This is a genomic window from Pseudoxanthomonas sp. LH2527, from assembly GCF_022539275.1.
Taxonomy (GTDB): Bacteria; Pseudomonadota; Gammaproteobacteria; order Xanthomonadales; family Xanthomonadaceae; genus Pseudoxanthomonas_A.
This window is the reverse complement of record NZ_JAKZBW010000001.1, coordinates 277,268-293,587: the sequence shown is the minus strand read 5'-3', so window position 1 is coordinate 293,587 and position 16,320 is coordinate 277,268. Positions and strand designations below refer to the sequence as shown.

The following is a 16,320-nucleotide window of genomic DNA, read 5'->3' as shown; positions in this document are numbered from 1 at the left end:
TCTTGGCGATGTCATCCCGCAACTACTACGTCGACACGGCCGGCAGCGCGCCTGTGCTGCCGGCACTTCAGTCGACCGTCGATGCCACGGTCTGTGTCGTCGGCGGAGGATTTGCGGGGCTGAATACCGCACTGGGCTTGGCCGAGCGCGGGGTCTGCGGTGTCGTGCTGCTGGAAGCGGACGTACCCGCGTTCGGTGCCTCCGGTCGCAATGGCGGCTTCGTGTTCGGCGGCTTCTCGCGTGGCGAGGACTCGCTGCTGCGTGACCTGGGGGCCAAGCGAGCGAAAGCCCTGTACGCGGGCACGATACAGGCGGTGGACCTGATCCGCAGCCGTATCGCACGGCATGGCATCGATTGCGATGACACCCAGGCAGGCATCCTGTGGGCCAACTGGTTCCGTGACCAGCACGTGCTGAAGCGGCGCCAGGCGCTGCTTGCGGAGACCTTCGACCAGGACTGGCAATGGATGGATCGCGACGCCGTCCGCTCGCAACTGCGCACGACGCGCTATCACGACGCCCTGTTCGAACCGCGCGCCTTTCACTTCCATCCCTTGAAGTATGCGAACGGGCTGGTGCAGGTGGCAGCCGCGCAAGGCGTCGCGGTCTTTGCGCAGTCGCCTGCGGTCTCGCTTGCGAAGAGCGGACATGGCTGGCGCATCACCACGCCGTCAGGGACCGTCGAAGCGAAGCACGTGGTGCTGGCCTGCGGCGGTTATCTGGCCGGCCTGCACCGACGCGTGGACGCCGGTGTGTTGCCGATCGCCACCTACGTCATGGTCACCGAGCCGCTGGGTGACCGGATGGATGACGCGATGCGCACGCGCGCCGCGGTCTACGACACCCGCTTTGCCTTCGATTACTACCGGCCGCTGCCCGACTCGCGGTTGTTGTGGGGTGGGCGAATTTCCATCCTGGATCGCTCGCCCCAGGCCGTCAGGCGCCTGCTGTATCGCGACATGCTGAAGGTCTTTCCGCAGTTGGACGGTGTGGCGATCGACTACGCCTGGTCTGGCCTGATGAGTTATGCCCGCCACGAGATGCCCCAGATCGGCCAGGTCGAGCCCGGGCTGTGGGTGGCGCAGGCGTTCGGTGGACATGGCGTGGCGCCGACCACGTTCGCGGGCGAGATCGTCGCGGCCGCCATTGCGGAAGGGGACGAGCGATGGCGCGAGTTCTCCGCTTATGGCCTGGTCTCGGCAATGAAACCGGCGGGCTTCCTCGGTGCCCAGTTGAGCTATTGGTGGGCAGAGGCCAAGGACGCGTGGAAGGCGCGGACGGAAGGCGGGGGGCGGACATGACGGAACCGATGGACCTCATCGCCTGGGATGATTTCGCCAAGGTGCAGTTGTGCGCGGGCACGGTGCTACGGGTCGAACCGTTCCCCGAGGCGCGCAAGCCGGCGTGGAAGCTGTGGGTCGACTTCGGTCCGCATGGGATCAGGAAGACCAGCGCGCAGATCCAGGCGATCTATTCGGCGAAGGAACTGGTCGGGCGCCAGATCGTCGGCGTCATCAACTTCCCGCCGAAACAGGTGGGGCCCTTCGTGTCCGAGTTCCTGCTGACCGGCTTCCATACGGACGACGGCGTGGTGATCACCACGGTCGAGCGGCGTGTTCCGGACGGGGCACGGATGGCGTGAAGAGACCCAAAAGAAATGGCGCCCCAAGGCGCCATTTCCCATTACCCAGTGTGGACGCGCTTACAGCGACTCGAAGATGCCGGCCGCGCCCATGCCGGTGCCGATGCACATGGTCACCATGCCGTACTTCTTCTGGTGCCGGCGCATGCCGTGCACGATGGTCGCGGTGCGTATCGCACCGGTCGCGCCGAGTGGATGGCCCAGCGCGATGGCGCCGCCCAGCGGGTTGATCTTCGACGGGTCCAGATCGCTGTCGCGGATCACCGCCAGCGCCTGCGCGGCGAAGGCTTCGTTGAGTTCGATCCAGTCCAACTGGTCCTTGGTCAGGCCGGCCTGCTTCAATGCCTTCGGGATCGCCGCGATCGGGCCGATACCCATCACTTCAGGACGCACACCCGCCACGGAGAAGCTGACGAAGCGGGCCAGCGGAGTCAGGCCGTAATCCTTGATCGCCTGTTCCGACGCCAGCAACACGCCGGCCGCACCATCGCTCATCTGCGACGAGGTACCCGCCGTCACCGTGCCGCCGAACTGCGGATTGCGGAACACCGTGCGCAGCTTGGCCAGGCCTTCCAGCGAGGTATCGGCACGCGGACCTTCGTCCTGCTCGACCAGCAGCTCCTTCAGGCGCACGGTGTTGCCGGCCAGGTCGGGCTGGCGGGAAATGATCCGGTAAGGGCTGATCTCGTCCCGGAACTCGCCCGCCGCCTGCGCAGCCAATGCCTTCTGGTGCGAAGCGACGGCGAAGGCGTCCTGGTCCTCGCGCGAGATCTTCCATTCCTCGGCGACCTTCTCCGCGGTGATGCCCATGCCGTAGGCGATGGCCACGTGGTCGTTGTCGAACACGCTGGGCGCCATGGCGACCTTGTTGCCCATCATCGGCACCATGCTCATGCTCTCGGTGCCACCGGCCAGCATCAGGTCGGCATTGCCCAGGCGAATCTGGTCGGCCGCCATCGCCACGGCCTGCAGACCGGACGAGCAGAAGCGGTTGATGGTCTGTGCCGCGATCGTGTTCGGCAGGCCCGCCAGCAGCAGGCCGATGCGCGCCACGTTCATGCCTTGCTCGCCCTCGGGCATCGCGCAGCCGATGATGGCGTCGTCGATGCGGTTGAGGTCGATGCCCGGCGCCTGCGCCACGACCGACTTCAGCACATGCGCCAGCATGTCGTCGGGGCGGGTGTTGCGGAATACGCCCTTCGGCGCCTTGCCGACCGGCGTGCGGGTGGCGGCGACGATGTAGGCGTCCTGGATTTGCTTGCTCACTTGGCTTTCTCCGAAAGCCGGGAATGGGGAATGGAGAGTCGAGAATCGTAAAGGCGGATTCGTGCGATCTGCGGCATTCCTGCTTCCCGGCAGAAAATTAGGGAGGGAACGTGGAGCCGGGAACTGACTGTTGCCATTCCCGACTCCCCATTCCCGATTCTCAGTTCCTGAGCGGCTTGCCGGTCTTCAGCATGTGCGCGATGCGGGCCTGGGTCTTTTCCTGCTGGGCCAGTTCGACGAAGTGCTGGCGTTCCAGCTTGAGCAGCCATTCCTCGTCGACCAGCGCGCCGCGGTCGACCTCGCCGCCGCACAGCACGGTGGCGATGCGCACGGCGATCTCGTAGTCGTAGGGGCTGATGAAGCGGCCTTCCAGCATGTTGACCAGCATCATCTTGAAGGTGGCGATGCCGACGTCGCCGGCCACCTGGATGCGGCGGGCGGGCAGGGGCGGGCGGTAGCCCGTCTCGGCCAGCGCAAGCGCTTCCTGCTTGGCGATGTGCAGCAGCTCGTAAGCGTTGAAGGCGACCTTGTCGCCGGCACGCACCAGGCCCAGCTCCTTCGCTTCGACGGCAGATGCCGACACCTTGGCCATCGCCACGGTCTCGAAGGTCTTCTTCAACTCGGCGAACACATCGCCGCCCGGACCGGCCGCCTGCGAGGCGCGAACGGCGATCTCCTTCAAGCCGCCGCCGGCCGGCAGCAAGCCGACGCCGGCTTCGACCAGCCCGATGTAGCTCTCCAGGTGCGCGATGGTGCGGGCACTGTGCATCTGGAACTCGCACCCGCCGCCCAGCGCGAGGCCGCGCACGGCGGCCACCACGGGTACCAGCGAATACTTGATGCGCTGGCTGGTGGCCTGGAAGTTGGCGACCATCGCCTCGAACTCGGCGATCTTGCCGGCCTGCAGCGCGCCCAGCGCGCCGGCCAGATCGGCACCGGCGGAGAAGGGCTCCTTCGGCTGCCAGATCACCAGACCCTTGAATTTCTGCTCGGCGACCGAGATCGCTTCCTGCAAGCCGTCCAGAACGGCATCCGAGACGGTGTGCATCTTGGTCTTGAAGCTGACCACGCCGATGCCGTCGCCGTCGGTCCACAGGCGCACGCCGTCGTTCTCGAACACGGTTTCGCCCTGCGGGAACACTTCGCCCAGCAGCGGATCAGGGAAGCGCTGGCGCTGGTAGACGGCCAGCGAGGAGCGCGGCAGCTTGGCGTTCTTGGAGGGGCTGTAGCTGCCTTCGGCGGCATGCACGCCTTCGCGGCCGTCGAACACCCAGTTCGGCAGCGGCGCGCTGCTCATCGCCTTGCCGGCCACGATGTCGTCGGCAATCCACTGGGCCACCTGCTTCCAGCCGGCGGCCTGCCAGGTCTCGAACGGACCCAGCGACCAGCCGTAGCCCCAGCGGATGGCCAGGTCGACGTCGCGCGCGGTCTCGGCGATGTCGGCCAGGTGATAGGCGCTGTAGTGGAACAGGTCGCGGAACACCGCCCACAGGAACTGCGCCTGCGGATGCGGGCTCTCACGCAGTTTGGCGAACTTCTCGGCGGGGTTCCTGATCCTCAGGATCTCGACCACCTCGGGCGCCGCGGTGCGGTCGGAGGCGCGGTAGTCCTGCTTCTCCAGATCCAGGACCACGATGTCCTTGCCGACCTTGCGGAAGATGCCGGCGCCGGTCTTCTGGCCCAGCGCGCCTTTGGCGATCAGCGCGTCCAGCCATTTCGGCGACGTGAAGTACGGGTGCCACGGGTCGTCGGGCAGGGTGTCGGCCATGGTCTTGATGACGTGGGCCATGGTGTCCAGGCCCACGACGTCGGACGTGCGGTAGGTGGCGGACTTCGGGCGGCCGATCAGCGGGCCGGTGATGGCGTCCACTTCGTCGAAGCCCAGCTTGAACTCGCCGGTATGGTGCGCGGTGGCCAGGATCGAGAACACGCCGATCCGGTTGCCGATGAAGTTGGGGGTGTCCTTGGCGTACACCACGCCCTTGCCGAGCGTGGTGGTCAGGAAGGCTTCAAGGCCTTCCAGCACCGAGGCGTCCGTCGACTTGGCCGGGATCAGTTCGGCCAGATGCATGTAGCGCGGCGGGTTGAAGAAGTGCACGCCGCAGAACCGATGGCGAAGTTGTTCCGGAAGAACTTCCGCCAACTTGTTGATTCCCAAGCCGGAAGTGTTGCTCGCCAGCACCGCATGATCGGCCACGAACGGGGCGATCTTCTTGTACAGGTCCTGCTTCCAGTCCATCCGCTCGGCGATGGCCTCGATGATCAGGTCGCAGCCTTTCAGGTGTTCCAGGCCGGTTTCGTAGTTGGCCGGCGTGATGGCGTCGGCCAGCGCCTTGCTCGCCAGCGGCGCCGGACTGAGCTTGGCCAGGTTGGCGATGGCCTTGTGGACGATGCCGTCGGGATGGCCGTCCTTGGCGGGCAGGTCGAACAGGACGGTGTCGACACCGGCGTTGGTCAGGTGCGCGGCGATCTGCGCGCCCATCACACCGGCGCCCAGGACGGCCGCCTTGCGAACAAGCAGGGGGTTGGACATGGGATTTCCTCGGATTGCAGGGGTTAGGTGTGGTCGGCGCGCAGGCCGGCCTCGGCGAAGCGGATCAGTTCACGGGCGGCCCGCTCACGGTGCGCGGCTTCCGTGACACCCGTGGGGCGCTTGATCAGGCCGAAATCGGCCATGGCGTAGGTCAGCGCGCCGGAGAAGAAGTCCAGCCGCCAGTAGAGCTCTTCCTTGCTCAGGCCGGGCACGCAGGCAGCGATGGCCTTGCCGAACTCGCGCAGCACATGGCCGTAATGGTCGGACAGGAACTTGCGCAGCCCGTCGTTCTTCTCGGCGTAGGCGCGGGCGATGACCCGGACGAAGGCGCCACCGCCGTGGCGGTCTTGGGCCAGCGCCAGGGCGGGTTCGACGAAGGCGGCGAGGATGGGTTCCAGCTCACCGGGGCGGCTGGTCAGCGCCTTGTCGAGCAGTGACAGCCGGGCAGCGGTCATGTCGTCCATGCGGCGGCGGAAGACCTCGTTGACCAGGTTCTCTTTGCTGCCGAAGTGGTAGTTGACCGCCGCGATATTGACGTCCGCCCGGCTGGTGACCTGCCGCAAGGAGGTGCCCGCAAAGCCGTGCTGGGCGAACAGCTCTTCGGCCGCCCCCAGGATCCGCTCCTTGGTCGAGAAATGCGTGGTGTTGCCCATGGCCCCTCCGGAAACTGAATCAAACGCTTGTTTGACTGATTGTCCGCCCGTGGCCACGGCGTGTCATGTTGCGAAGCAGCAATCGCGCCCCGGTGGCCGCTGCAACTTGCCGCCGGATACGTTAGAATCTCGCTACGCTTTTTGATCTAAGCCCGCGTTTCGACGCGGGTTTTTCATGTTAACCTTGGGTCCTCAGTGGCCCGCCCAAACGGAGAGAATCCCCATGGCGCTGGAGCGCACCCTGTCGATCGTCAAGCCCGATGCCGTCGCCAAGAACGTCATCGGCGAAATCTATGCCCGCTTCGAAAAGAACGGACTGAAGATCATCGCCTCGAAGATGAAGCACCTCTCGCGCCGCGAGGCGGAAGGTTTCTATGCCGTCCACCGCGAGCGTCCGTTCTTCAACGCGCTGGTCGAGTTCATGATCTCCGGTCCCGTCGCGATCCAGGTGCTGGAAGGCGAGAACGCCGTACTGAAGCATCGTGAGATCCTCGGCGCCACCAATCCGAAGGACGCCGCACCGGGCACGATCCGCGCCGACTTCGCCGACTCCATCGACGCCAACGCGGCGCACGGTTCGGATTCGGTCGAGAACGCGAACAACGAGATCGCGTACTTCTTCGCCGCGACCGAAGTGTTCTCGCGCTAAGCGACATGCGATGAGCCGCGACGAACTGCCGCCGATCGAGTTGAAACTGGCCACGGACGCACCGTCCGTGGCTGTCGGCGTGCCCGTGTCGTCGAAGCAGAACCTGATGGATCTGGACCGCGAAGGACTGGAGCAGTTCTTCGTCGGTACGCTCGGTGAGCAGAAGTTCCGCGCACACCAGGTGATGAAGTGGATCCACCATCGCTACGTCACCGACTTCAGCGAGATGACCGATCTCGGCAAGAACCTGCGCGCGAAACTGCAGGAACATGCCGAGGTGGTGGTTCCGCAGGTGGTGTTCGACAAGCCCTCCGCCGATGGCACCCACAAGTGGCTGCTCGGTATGGGCGTTGACGGCAAGAATGCCGTCGAAACCGTCTATATCCCCGACAAGAGCCGCGGTACGCTGTGCGTGTCGTCGCAGGTCGGTTGCGGCCTGAACTGCACCTTCTGCTCGACGGCCACGCAGGGCTTCAACCGCAACCTCACCACTGCCGAGATCATCGGGCAGGTCTGGGTGACCGCGCGTCACCTGGGCAATGTCCCCGCGCAGAACCGCCGTCTCACCAACGTGGTGATGATGGGCATGGGCGAGCCGCTGCTCAACTTCGACAACGTCGTGCGCGCGATGAACATCATGCGCGACGACCTGGGCTACGGCCTGGCCAGCAAGCGGGTCACGCTGTCGACGTCCGGCCTGGTGCCGATGATCGACCGCCTGTCGACCGAGACGGATGTGTCGTTGGCGGTCTCGCTGCACGCGCCCAACGATGCCTTGCGCGAGCAACTGGTACCGCTCAACAAGAAGTATCCGATCGCCGAGCTGATGGCGTCGTGCGTGCGCTATCTGCGAGCGAACAAGAAGCGCGACTCGGTGACGTTCGAGTACACGCTGATGAAGGGCGTCAACGACCAGCCCGAGCATGCACGCCAGCTCGCGCAGCTGATGCGCAAGTTCAGCAATGCCGCGCAATTGAAGGATGCCGGCAAGGTCAATCTGATTCCCTTCAATCCCTTCCCGGGAACGCGCTACGAGCGGGCGCCCGAGGAAGACATCCGTGCCTTCCAGAAGCTCCTGCTCGATTCGCAGGTGCTGACCATGGTGCGCCGGACCCGCGGTGACGACATCGATGCCGCCTGTGGCCAGTTGAAGGGGCAGGTGATGGACCGTACCCGCCGCCAGGCCGAGTTCCGCCGGCAGTTGCAGGAACAGGGCATCGACGATGCAGCGTAAGGCGTTCTGCCTGTTGCTGATCACCATCCTGCTGGCGAGTGCCTGCAGTCGCCTGACCTTCGTGCGCCCCAAGGGCAAGATGGAGCATCTGTCCGGCGAGCAGATCGCCCAGGATTACTCGGTCAGCGACAGTCCGGAAGTGAAACGTCGGCAGACGGTGCGGACCCTGCTTGCCCGGGCCGTGCAACGTTTGCAGTCGGGGCAGGCCGACGAAGCCGAAAAGGACGCCCGCGCGGCGTTGAAGCTCGAGCCGGGTTCGACCGACGCAGTGACCCTGCTGGGCATCATCGAGGACCGGCGCGGCAACGCCGTTCTGGCAGGGCAGCACTACCGGCGTGCCGCCGAGCTGGCGCCTGCGCACGGCGGGGTGCAGAACAACTATGGCACCTGGCTCTGCGCCAATGGTTTCGCCGCCGAGTCCCTGGTCTGGTTCGATCGCGCGGTCCTGGCGCCGGGCTATGCCACGCCGGCTTCCGCCCTGTCCAATGCGGGCAGTTGCGCGCTCAAGTCTGGCCAGAATGATCGTGCTTCACGCGACCTGCGGCGGGCGCTCGAGATCGAGCCGGCCAATGCCGTCGCGCTCGAGGCCATGGCCGAGCTCGAGTTCCACAGGCAGCAGTACATGTCCGCCCGCGCCTTCGTTGAGCGCAGACTGGCGGCGGGGCCGGCGACGGCGGCCGTGTTGAAACTCGCATCACAAATCGAGGACAGACTCGGCGACAAGGCCGCTGCCAGTCGATATGTTCAGCGTATTCGGGCGGAGTTCCCCGACGCGCAGGACGTCACAACCGGGGGAAATGCAGGGCCATGATGCAATCGGTAGTCGGGGATGTGTCCCCGCCGCAGGGGTGCGGCGAGGCGTTGCGGTCAGCACGTGAGCAGGCGGGCCTGTCCTTGCAGGAGGTCGGCCAGCGCCTGAAGATGCCGGCGAAGGTGCTGCAGACCCTGGAAGCGGGGCAGTGGGACCAGTCCGGCGGTGCCGTGTTCGTGCGCGGGCAGCTGCGCAGCTACGGCAGGCTGCTGAAAGTGGACGTGGAGCCGTTCCTGCAGCAGGCCGATGCGGCGGTGGCAAGGCCGGCAGAGCTGGTCAGCCACACTCACACGCCGCGGTTCCAGTATGTCTTCGAGAGCTTCAAGCGTCGCGCCGTCTATGTGGTGTTGACGCTGGTGATCGTGACGCCGGTATGGATGGCGCTGCGTCCGTCCGCAGGACCGGCATCCGACACCGCCACGGCGTCCCTCGACCTGGTGTCCGCTCCGTCGGCTGCGGGCGATGAAGCGCCGGACGCTGCGCGACCGGCCCGTCGTCCCCGTGCCGCGCCCTACGTGGCTTCCATGGCATCGTTGCCGCGCGCGGCAACGCCCTGGCTGTCGCTGTCGTTCAAGGGCGACAGCTGGGTCGAAGTGAATGCGCCGGACGGAACCAGGGTCGAGCACGCATTGCTGCGCGCAGGCGATCAGCGCCGCTATGCGCAGGGCGAAGTCGGTCGCGTGAAACTGGGCGATGCGACGGCGGTCGAGGTTCAGCAAGCGGGGAGTACGGTGGATCTGGCGCCGTACCAGCGAGCGAATGTCGCACGCTTTACGGTATCCTCTGAGGGTTCCCTGGCGCCGGTCGTTGACTGACCCGCGCGCGGGTTTGTCCAACCTAGACCGAGACCCCGCCTGAGACGGGGCAAGAGAGCGCATGGCGATTGATGATCTGCTCGACGAGCACGAACAAAGCGAACGTGTCCGCAGCTGGCTGAGAAGTAATGGTGCCGGCCTGTTGGGAGGCGTGGGCCTGGGGCTGGGCGTGATCTTCGGCTGGCAGTGGTGGCAGAAGGACCTGGCGGGCAAGAAAGAGCAGGCATACCAGAGCTATCAGACCGCCGTCGAAGGTCTCGCCAAGGGCGACCTGAAGCAGGCCCAGACTGCGGTGGGCGCATTGGTCAAGGAAGACGAGCTCTATGCCGATGTCGCCGGTCTGCAGCTGGCCAAGGCGCAGATGCAGGCAGGCGAGCGCGACGCCGCTATCGCCACTCTCCGCTCGCTGACGCCTGACGACGCCCTGCGGCCGCTGGTGAACCTGCGGCTCGCCCGCCTGCTGATCGACGCGGGCAAGCACGACGAAGCGCTGAAGGTGCTGGACAAGGCCGACGACGCCTCCAGCCTGGAAGTGCGCGGTGACGCGCTGCTCGCCACCGGCAAGGCCAAGGATGCGCAGGAGGCCTACACCCGTGCACTGACCACGCTGGATGCGGTGTCCCCGCAGCGCCGTCTGGTCGAGTTGAAGTTGATCGACGCCGGCGGTACGCCGCCGAAGACCGGAGGTGCCGCATGACGCGCACCCTGGTACGCCTGGTCGCGGCCACCGCGATCATCGCCGCGCTGGGCGGCTGCAGCACGGTGAAGGGCTGGTTCTCCGGCAAGGACAAGGAAGGCGAGAAGCCGGTCGATCCGGTCGAACTCGTCGACATCACGCCGACCGCATCGGTCTCGAAACTGTGGAGCGCCAACGTCGGCAAGGGTGAGAAGCGCCTTGGCCTGCAGCAGGTGCCCGCCGTGGAAGACGGACGTGTCTACGCCGCTGCCGTCGAAGGTGGCGTGCGTGCGTTCGATCTGCAGACCGGCAAGCAGGTATGGCAGTCCAAGTCCGACCTGCGCCTGTCGGGCGGTCCGGGTGCCGGGCAGGGCCTGGTGGTCGTGGGTACGCTCGATGGCCAGGTGATCGCGCTGGACGCGGCCACCGGTGCCGAGAAGTGGCAGGCCAAGGTGCCGAACGAGGTGATCGCCGCGCCGGCCATCGTTCAGGGCATGGTCTACGTGCGCACCAATGACGGACGGGTGACGGCGCTGTCGTCGGAGACGGGCGAGCGCCGCTGGTTCTGGAACAACGAACTTCCCAGTCTCACCGTGCGTGGCAACGCGCCGGTGGTCGTGGGTCCGGGCGTGGTGTTCGTGGGCAACGACGACGGTACGGTCACCGCGCTGGCGGCCAACGATGGCCGTCCCATGTGGACGCAGGCCGTCGGCATGCCCGAAGGCCGCAGCGAGCTCGAGCGCATGGCGGACGTCGATGGCGCGCCGGTGCTCGAAGGCACGACGCTGTATGTCACCAGCTTCAAGAAGGAAACGGTTGCGCTCGAAGGTCCCTCCGGTCGCCCCTTGTGGACGCGCGACAACGGGGGTGCCGGCGGTCTGGATGTGACCAGCAGTGCTGTTGTGGTGTCCGACCCGGCCGGTACGGTCTGGGGCCTGGACAAGTACAGCGGCAGCGCCCTGTGGTCGAACACCACGCTGGCCCGTCGTTCGTTGACGGCGCCGACGATCCATGGCGACTACGCGGTGGTCGGCGACTACGACGGCTACCTGCACTGGTTGAAGACTGACAATGGCGAAGCGGCAGCGCGCGCGCGGGTGGGCGGCAAGGCCCTGCGCGGCAAGCCGGTGGTCGCTGACGGCATCCTGCTGGTGCAGGACGTGGAAGGCGGCCTGACCGCGTTCGGCTTCAAGTGACCTGCCAAGGGAGTGGCCTGGCCACTCCTTCGGAACTCCGGAGAGGGCCGCATTGCGGCCCTTTTTCGCGGACGCAGGCGTATTCCGCTACCATGGCGACCCCTTGACCGACCGGAGCAGCCGCGCCAACCGCGTGGCGGCGAGTCTCCGGCGACCTCCTTCTTCACGGTTGCCTCCTGCATGCTGCCCCTCGTCGCCCTGGTGGGCCGTCCCAACGTCGGCAAGTCCACCCTGTTCAATGCGCTGACCCGCAGTCGCGACGCCCTGGTCCACGATCAGCCCGGCGTGACCCGCGACCGCAACTACGGCGTCTGCCGCCTCGACGAGGAAGATCCGTTCCTGGTGGTCGACACCGGCGGCATCGCCGGCGAAGAAGAGGGTCTGGCCGGCGCCACCGCCCGCCAGGCGCGTGCGGCCGCCGAAGAAGCCGACCTCGTCCTGTTCATCGTCGACGGGCGCGAAGGCGCCTCCGCGCTCGATGACGACATTCTTGCCTGGCTACGCAAGACCGCGCGCCCCACGTTGCTGGTGATCAACAAGATCGACGGCATCAACGAGACCACGGCGATCGCGGATTTCGCGCGCTACGGCTTCGCCGACGTCATCACCATCTCCGCTTCCCATCGCCAGGGCATCGACGACCTGCTGGAGGAAGTGCACCAGCGGCTGCCCGAAGAGGGCGCGACCGCCGGCCTGGACAGCGATCCGAATCGGATGCGCGTGGCCTTCGTCGGCCGTCCCAACGTGGGCAAGTCCACGCTGGTGAACCGGCTGCTGGGCGAGGAGCGCATGATCGCGTCCGAGGTGCCGGGCACCACGCGCGATTCCATTGCCGTGGACATGGAGCGCGATGGTTGCCAGTACCGCCTGATCGATACCGCCGGCCTGCGCCGCAAGGGCAAGGTGGAAGAGGCGGTCGAGAAGTTCAGCGTGGTCAAGACGCTGCAGGCCATCGAACAATGCCAGGTGGCCGTGCTGCTGCTGGACGCCACCGAAGGCGTTACCGACCAGGACGCCAGCGTGCTGGGCGCCGTACTCGATGCCGGTCGCGCCCTGGTGGTGGCGATCAACAAGTGGGACGGACTGACCGCCTACCAGCGCGAACAGGCCGAAGCCCTTCTGGCCCGCAAGCTGGGCTTCGTCGAATGGGCCGAAGTGGTGCGGATTTCCGCGCTGCACGGTTCGGGCCTGCGCGAACTGTTCAAGGCGATCCACCGGGCGCATGCGTCGGCGACCAAGGAGTTTGGCACCAGCGAGGTCAACAAGGCGCTCGAGATCGCCTACGAGACCAATCCGCCGCCAAGCATCCGCGGCCATGTCTCCAAGCTGCGCTACGTGCATCCGGGCGGCGCCAATCCGCCGACCTTCATCGTGCACGGCACGCGCCTGAAGGTGCTGCCGGAGTCCTACAAGCGCTATCTGGAAAACTTCTTCCGCAAGCGCTTCAAGCTGGTCGGCACGCCGGTGCGTTTCATCTTCCGCGAGGGCGCCAATCCCTACGAAGGCAAGAAGAACGTGCTGACCGAGAAGCAGATCGCCAAGAAGCGCCGCCTCATCCGGCACGTCAAGCGCGGCAAGTGACGGGTTACCCGACCCGCATCGATTTCGCCGCCGCCGCGGAGATCATCCGCGAGGTCGCCGGCAACCGGATGCTGAAGGCCGAACGCGTGCCCATCACGCGCGCCAGCGGCCGCGTGCTCGCCGAAGACATCACGTCGTCGATCGCCCTGCCTTCGTTCGACAACAGCCGCATGGATGGCTTCGCCTTTGCGCATGCCAGCCTGTCGGCGGAGGGCGCCACGGCCCTGCGACTGGTCGGCGAGCAGTTCGCGGGTCGGCTGCAGGCATGGCAGGTCGGCCCGGGCGAATGCGTCCGCATCACCACCGGCGCGCCGTTGCCCGGTGGCACCGATACGGTGGCCATCAAGGAAGACTGTGTCGAGCAGGACGGCTTCGTCCGGATACCTGCCGGCCTGTCGCGCGGCGCGGATGTACGCCGGGCTGGCGAAGACGTGCCGGCGGGCGTGCGCGTGCTCGGGGAAGGGTCGCTGCTGACGCCGGCGCGGGTGTCACTCGCTGCGGCACTGGGTGTCGCATCGCTGGCCGTTGCGCAACGCCCGACCGTCGCCGTCTTCACCACCGGCGACGAACTGGTGGAGCCGGGGCTGCCACTGGCGCCGGGCCAGATCTACAACAGCAACCGCGAGTTGCTGATGGGCCTGCTGCGCGCCGAAGGCCTGGAGCCGACGGCGTGGCCGACGCTGCCCGACGATCCCGACCGCATGACCACCGTGCTGACCGACGCCGCCGCGGCCTTCGACGTGGTCATCACCTGCGGCGGCGTGTCTGCCGGCGAGAAGGACCATCTGCCCGGCCTGCTCGCCGCGCATGGCCGCATCCACTTCTGGAAGGTGCGCATGAAGCCGGGCATGCCGGTGCTGTTCGCAGAGATGGATCGCGCCCTGTTCCTGTGCCTGCCGGGCAATCCGGTGTCCGTACTGGCGACGTTCCTGACCCTGGGTCGCGATGTGCTCGATGGCCTGCAGCGCCGCCGCGAGCCGCGTTCGCAGTGCAAGGCGGTCCTCGGTGCGCCCTGGCGGAAGACGCATGAGCGACGGGAATTCCTGCGGGGCTGGCTTGAAAGCGCAGCCGATGGTCGCCTGCAGGTCATGCCGAATGCGGCCGATGCCTCGCACCAGCTGCGCGCGGCGGCCGACAGCAATGCGCTGATCGTGCTGCCCGAGGGCGCACGCGAGTTCAACGCGGGCGATGTGGTCGACGTGATCGCCTGCTGAGGCGGACAGCATGGCGACTTGCGCGATAATCACCGCATGGCCATCCGCGAAATCGATCCAAGTGACGTTGCCGCACTGCTCGCACAGGGCAGCGTGTTCATCGACGTGCGCGAGGAGCACGAGCGCGCCAGCGGACAGGCGGAAGGCGCGCTCGGCATCGCCAAGGCGGTGCTGGAACGCGATCCCGCCGCGCATCTGCCGGACCGCGATGCCAGCATCGTCCTGATCTGCCAGAAAGGCGGCCGCTCGATGGAGACCGCCCGCGTGCTGGACGCCGCCGGCTACACCCGCCTGGCCTCGGTTGCCGGCGGAACCTCGCGCTGGATCGACGAGCAACGCCCGGTCGTGGTGCCGGCCCTGTCGGCGGACACACGCGACTTCAACGAGCGCTATTCGCGCCACCTGCTGTTGCCCGAAGTGGGCGTGGCCGGCCAGCAGCGGCTGCAGCAGTCGCGGGTGTTGATGATCGGCGCGGGCGGGCTGGGTTCGCCGGCCGCGTTCTACCTGGCCGCCGCGGGAGTGGGGCAGTTGCGCATCGCCGATGACGACGTGGTCGATCGCAGCAACCTGCAGCGCCAGATCCTGCATACCGAAGCCCGCATCGGCGTGTCGAAGGTGGCGTCGGCGCAGGCGACGCTGGCCGCGCTCAATCCGCGCACGCAGGTGGAAGCCGTGGCCGAGCGCGTCACCGCCGCGAACGTCGAGCGTCTGCTGCAAGGTGTGGACGTGGTGCTGGATGGCGCGGACAACTTTCCGGCGCGCTACCTGCTCAACGATGCCTGCGTGAAGCTGGGCAAGCCGCTGGTGTACGGCGCGGTCCAGCGCTTCGAGGGGCAGGTCAGCGTGTTCGACGCCGGACGCCACCGCGGTGAGCAGCCGTGCTACCGCTGCCTGTTCCCGGAACCGCCGCCGCCGGCGTTCGCACCCAACTGCGCCGAGGCGGGCGTGCTCGGCGTGCTGCCCGGCGTGATCGGCCTGCTCCAGGCCACCGAGGTGATCAAGCTGCTGCTCGGTGTCGGCGAAACCCTGGCTGGCCGCCTGCTGCATTTCGATGCGCTGGCCATGCGCTTCCGCGAGACCCGCCTGCGCCACGACCCGGACTGCCCGGTCTGCGCCGCCGGGCGGCCATTCCCCGGCTACATCGACTACGCCGCGTTCTGCCGGACGGCCTGATCAGAAGACCGCGCGCATGCGCAGCCCTTCGCGGAACTGGCGCGGGGTGATGCCGGTGTCGCGCTTGAACGCGGCGCTCAGGTGGCTGTGGCTGGCGAAACCGCAATCGAAGGCGATGTCGGCGATGTCGGCGTTGCCATTGAGCAGGTGCCAGCGGGCGCGACGCAGGCGTTGCGCCAGGATGTATTGCGCCGGCGTGGTGCCGAAGTTGCGACGGAAGGCGATCAGCAACTGGTGCACGCTCATGTCGGCCAGCGTGGCCAGCCCAGCGAGCGTGATGCGCTGGTCCAGCGCGCTTTCGATGTACTCGCACAGGCGACGCGCCACCTGCGGTGACAACGAAGCGGGCGCTGGCCTTGCCGCCACGGGCAACCGGTAGCCGTCGTACAGATGCTGGCGCAGCACCCGCTGCAACCGGTCGGCCATCATCACCGACAGGTCGTCGCACTGCTGGCTCAGCCGGCCCAGTCGCGCCACGCTGTAGTGCAGGAACTCGTCGCGGTGGCCCAGGCGCGGCATCAGGTCCTCGAGAGGCATCCGTGTCTGTTCCCCTGTTTCCACATCGGCCAGGGGAGAGACGCGCAACTCGGCGTAGGTGATCACCTGTCCGCGGGCCTGGCTCGCATAGCGCCGCGTGGCCGGCACCAGCCAGATGTCGCCGGGTGAGGGCGGCGCGTGCGTCGCCCCGGCACCGTCGATCTCGGTATCCAGTTCGCGCATCGTGCCGCCCAGGTGGACGATGACCGTATGGCGCGGTTGGTCGATGGCCCACAGCGTGCGCTGGCGGATGTCTTCGCGACAGACCAGAAACTCCACGCCCGGCCAGTGCGCCTGTGCCAGCACCGCGTAAGGCGGCATCGCCGCCGGGGAGGCTCCG

At 66.9% G+C, this 16,320-nt stretch carries 15 protein-coding genes; 11 read left to right on the top strand and 4 right to left on the bottom strand.

The window, feature by feature from the left end; translation table 11 throughout:
* Positions 1–8: 8 nt before the first annotated feature.
* The gene (locus MMG85_RS01310; protein WP_241044308.1) at positions 9–1,301 is read left to right on the top strand and encodes an FAD-binding oxidoreductase; all 1,293 of its coding nucleotides are present in this window, start codon (positions 9–11) and stop codon (positions 1,299–1,301) included.
* Positions 1,302–1,309: 8 nt separating this feature from the next.
* The gene (locus MMG85_RS01305; RefSeq protein WP_241044307.1) at positions 1,310–1,642 is read left to right on the top strand and encodes a tRNA-binding protein; all 333 of its coding nucleotides are present in this window, start codon (positions 1,310–1,312) and stop codon (positions 1,640–1,642) included.
* Between the two features lie 60 nt (positions 1,643–1,702).
* Here the strand turns inward: MMG85_RS01305 and MMG85_RS01300 are convergent, their stop codons facing one another.
* From MMG85_RS01300 to MMG85_RS01290, 3 genes are all read right to left on the bottom strand, one after another.
* Entirely contained in the window at positions 1,703–2,908 is a 1,206-nt protein-coding gene (locus MMG85_RS01300; protein ID WP_241044240.1) for an acetyl-CoA C-acyltransferase, read from the bottom strand.
* 160 nt (positions 2,909–3,068) lie between these two features.
* On the bottom strand, positions 3,069–5,441 hold the full coding sequence (locus tag MMG85_RS01295) for a 3-hydroxyacyl-CoA dehydrogenase/enoyl-CoA hydratase family protein (protein ID WP_241044238.1): 2,373 nt from the start codon (positions 5,439–5,441) through the stop codon (positions 3,069–3,071).
* A 23-nt stretch (positions 5,442–5,464) separates the two neighbouring features.
* Positions 5,465–6,094, bottom strand: coding sequence for a TetR/AcrR family transcriptional regulator (locus MMG85_RS01290; protein WP_241044236.1), 630 nt, complete (start codon positions 6,092–6,094; stop codon positions 5,465–5,467).
* Between the two features lie 223 nt (positions 6,095–6,317).
* Here MMG85_RS01290 and ndk point away from each other — a divergent pair, with 223 nt between their 5' ends.
* The 9 genes from ndk (at position 6,318) to moeB (ending at position 15,443) form a co-directional block, all read left to right on the top strand.
* Positions 6,318–6,743, top strand: coding sequence for a nucleoside-diphosphate kinase (gene ndk / locus MMG85_RS01285; protein WP_055944771.1), 426 nt, complete (start codon positions 6,318–6,320; stop codon positions 6,741–6,743).
* A gap of 10 nt (positions 6,744–6,753) precedes the next feature.
* Positions 6,754–7,977, top strand: a complete 1,224-nt coding sequence (rlmN, locus tag MMG85_RS01280) for a 23S rRNA (adenine(2503)-C(2))-methyltransferase RlmN (RefSeq protein WP_082563398.1) — start codon at positions 6,754–6,756, stop codon at positions 7,975–7,977.
* On the top strand, positions 7,967–8,788 hold the full coding sequence (gene pilW, locus MMG85_RS01275) for a type IV pilus biogenesis/stability protein PilW (RefSeq protein ID WP_241044235.1): 822 nt from the start codon (positions 7,967–7,969) through the stop codon (positions 8,786–8,788). Before rlmN ends, pilW begins: the two co-directional genes overlap by 11 nt.
* On the top strand, positions 8,785–9,603 hold the full coding sequence (locus MMG85_RS01270) for a helix-turn-helix domain-containing protein (RefSeq protein WP_241044234.1): 819 nt from the start codon (positions 8,785–8,787) through the stop codon (positions 9,601–9,603). The genes pilW and MMG85_RS01270 overlap by 4 nt, the downstream gene beginning before the upstream one ends.
* A gap of 61 nt (positions 9,604–9,664) precedes the next feature.
* Complete coding sequence (locus MMG85_RS01265) at positions 9,665–10,300, top strand: tetratricopeptide repeat protein (RefSeq protein WP_241044233.1); 636 nt, start codon at positions 9,665–9,667, stop codon at positions 10,298–10,300.
* The gene (bamB, locus tag MMG85_RS01260) at positions 10,297–11,475 is read left to right on the top strand and encodes an outer membrane protein assembly factor BamB (protein WP_241044232.1); all 1,179 of its coding nucleotides are present in this window, start codon (positions 10,297–10,299) and stop codon (positions 11,473–11,475) included. Before MMG85_RS01265 ends, bamB begins: the two co-directional genes overlap by 4 nt.
* 180 nt (positions 11,476–11,655) lie before the next feature.
* Positions 11,656–13,056 (top strand): ribosome biogenesis GTPase Der, encoded by a 1,401-nt coding sequence (der, locus tag MMG85_RS01255; RefSeq protein WP_241044231.1) that lies wholly within the window; start codon positions 11,656–11,658, stop codon positions 13,054–13,056.
* Positions 13,053–14,270 (top strand): gephyrin-like molybdotransferase Glp, encoded by a 1,218-nt coding sequence (gene glp / locus MMG85_RS01250; RefSeq protein ID WP_241044229.1) that lies wholly within the window; start codon positions 13,053–13,055, stop codon positions 14,268–14,270. Before der ends, glp begins: the two co-directional genes overlap by 4 nt.
* A gap of 18 nt (positions 14,271–14,288) precedes the next feature.
* Entirely contained in the window at positions 14,289–15,443 is a 1,155-nt protein-coding gene (gene moeB, locus MMG85_RS01245) for a molybdopterin-synthase adenylyltransferase MoeB (RefSeq protein WP_277399678.1), read from the top strand.
* On the opposite strand, the gene MMG85_RS01240 is transcribed toward moeB, so the two are convergent.
* Positions 15,444–16,301 carry an AraC family transcriptional regulator gene (locus tag MMG85_RS01240; protein ID WP_241044226.1) on the bottom strand — a complete coding sequence of 286 codons (858 nt, stop codon included), beginning with the start codon at positions 16,299–16,301 and terminating at the stop codon, positions 15,444–15,446.
* Positions 16,302–16,320: the final 19 nt, after the last annotated feature.

Bases quoted from the DNA above. Each gene is read 5' to 3' on its own strand.
- MMG85_RS01240 (WP_241044226.1), bottom strand. From the start codon at position 16,301: ATGCCGCCTTACGCGGTGCTGGCACAGGCGCACTGGCCGGGCGTGGAG.
- MMG85_RS01290 (WP_241044236.1), bottom strand. From the start codon at position 6,094: ATGGGCAACACCACGCATTTCTCGACCAAGGAGCGGATCCTGGGGGCG.
- MMG85_RS01265 (WP_241044233.1), top strand. From the start codon at position 9,665: ATGGCGATTGATGATCTGCTCGACGAGCACGAACAAAGCGAACGTGTC.
- rlmN (WP_082563398.1), top strand. From the start codon at position 6,754: ATGAGCCGCGACGAACTGCCGCCGATCGAGTTGAAACTGGCCACGGAC.
- MMG85_RS01295 (WP_241044238.1), bottom strand. From the start codon at position 5,441: ATGTCCAACCCCCTGCTTGTTCGCAAGGCGGCCGTCCTGGGCGCCGGT.
- ndk (WP_055944771.1), top strand. From the start codon at position 6,318: ATGGCGCTGGAGCGCACCCTGTCGATCGTCAAGCCCGATGCCGTCGCC.
- pilW (WP_241044235.1), top strand. From the start codon at position 7,967: ATGCAGCGTAAGGCGTTCTGCCTGTTGCTGATCACCATCCTGCTGGCG.
- MMG85_RS01270 (WP_241044234.1), top strand. From the start codon at position 8,785: ATGATGCAATCGGTAGTCGGGGATGTGTCCCCGCCGCAGGGGTGCGGC.
- der (WP_241044231.1), top strand. From the start codon at position 11,656: ATGCTGCCCCTCGTCGCCCTGGTGGGCCGTCCCAACGTCGGCAAGTCC.
- MMG85_RS01310 (WP_241044308.1), top strand. From the start codon at position 9: ATGTCATCCCGCAACTACTACGTCGACACGGCCGGCAGCGCGCCTGTG.
- MMG85_RS01305 (WP_241044307.1), top strand. From the start codon at position 1,310: ATGGACCTCATCGCCTGGGATGATTTCGCCAAGGTGCAGTTGTGCGCG.
- bamB (WP_241044232.1), top strand. From the start codon at position 10,297: ATGACGCGCACCCTGGTACGCCTGGTCGCGGCCACCGCGATCATCGCC.